1 protein-coding gene is annotated in these 1,536 nt (G+C 73.5%); it reads right to left on the reverse strand.

What is annotated here, in order from left to right:
• Positions 1-205: 205 nt before the first annotated feature.
• A complete protein-coding gene (locus GTW08_RS09600) occupies positions 206-1,501 on the reverse strand; it encodes a hypothetical protein (protein ID WP_161151786.1) in 1,296 nt (431 codons plus the stop codon).
• Between the last annotated feature and the right edge of the window lie 35 nt (positions 1,502-1,536).

The following is a 1,536-nucleotide window of genomic DNA, read 5'->3' on the forward strand; positions in this document are numbered from 1 at the left end:
GGCGCACCGGGTGCGAGCAGGTCGGCCTGGCCGACGACCTCGTCGAGGGTGCGCGGGCGCATCCGCGCGGCGAGCGGCGCGTCGGGGCGGACGGCGTCGCCGTCACCGGTGTCGCGCTCGTCGCCCCCGGGGTCGATGTCGAACAGGCCGTCGGTGCTCATCGCATCCAGCCTGCCAGGACACCGGCCCCGGGTGGACGGGCGGCTCAGGCGCGGTCGATCTCGTCGGCGAGGACGGGGGTGTGCACCGGGTTGTGCTCGTGGAAGCGGCACTCGGCGTAAGTGACGATCATCGCGGCGACGCCGGCGATCTGCACCGGCAGCTGCAGCAGGGTCCCCACGACCTGACCCAGGACGGGGCTGAGGAACGTCAGCGGCGCGACGACGACCAGCGAGATCACCAGCGAGTACACGATCGCGATCAGGAAGAACACCACGAGCCGGCCGAACACGGGGAAGAACCGGGGGTTGACCAGCGTGAACGTGCGGCCGATCCCGGCCCGCTCGATCACGACGACCCCGATCAGCGCGCCGGTGAACACCACGCCCAGGTAGATGGCCGGGATGATCAGCAGGAAGAAGCCGATGACGAACAGCAGTCCGGCCAGCAGCGACCAGCCGATCACCGGGAGCGCGCGGTTCTTCGCGAACGCGATGACCTGGTCCTGGCTCCACGGGCGCTGGGCCGCGTCGCGCACGACGACGAACACCGACGCCGCGTAGCCGAGCGCGGACAGCACGATCGCGATCACGGCCAGGACCAGGGTGGTCAGGCCGAGGCCCGCCACGAACCCCGTGCTGAGGTCGAGGTCGACGGGGTCGAACGACGACCGCGTGCCCCCGTCGAGGAGGTAGCTGATGCCGCTGAGGACCGCGGTCGGGATCAGCACGATCAGGTTGATGATGAGCAGCGGCTTCCCGCTGCGCTGCAGGACGCCGACGATCTTGGAGAACCAGTCGCCGAAGGAGAACGGCACCAGCGGGTCCGGGGAGGTGCCGCTGGGCGGGGCACCTCCGGAGGGGTAGGCGGGCCGGCCGTAGCCGCCCTGCGGGTACTGGCCGCCGTACTGCTGGCCGGTCGGGTACTGGCCCGGGTACTGCTGGCCGGCCCCGGGGTACTGGCCGGGATACTGGGCCCCGTACTGCTGCTGGCCGCCGTACTGGCCTGCGCCGGGGTACTGGCCGGGGTACTGCTGCTGGCCGTAGGACTGGCCGGGGTCCTGCCCGTACGGGGCCTGGCCGTACTGCGGGCCGTACTGCGGGCCGGGGTCCTGGCCGTACTGCGGGCCGTGCTGGGACGGGGCGGCGGTGCCGTGCTGTCCCGGCTCCTGCGCGCCGGTGGCGGCGTCGTCCTGCCCGGCCTGCTGCCCGCCGGGGTACGGCGTGCCCGGCTGGTCACCGCTCCCGGCCGCCTGCCCGGACTCCTGGGCGCCGCCGGGCGTCGCGGCCCCCCCGGGACCGGCCTGCGGGTCCTCGCCCCGCGGCGGTTCGTTGCTGCTCATGCGCGCGGACCCTAGTTGCGGGCGGGGTGCGGCGG

This window comes from Pseudonocardia sp. SID8383, from assembly GCF_009864975.1.
GTDB classification, from domain to species: Bacteria; Actinomycetota; Actinomycetes; order Mycobacteriales; family Pseudonocardiaceae; genus Pseudonocardia; species Pseudonocardia alni.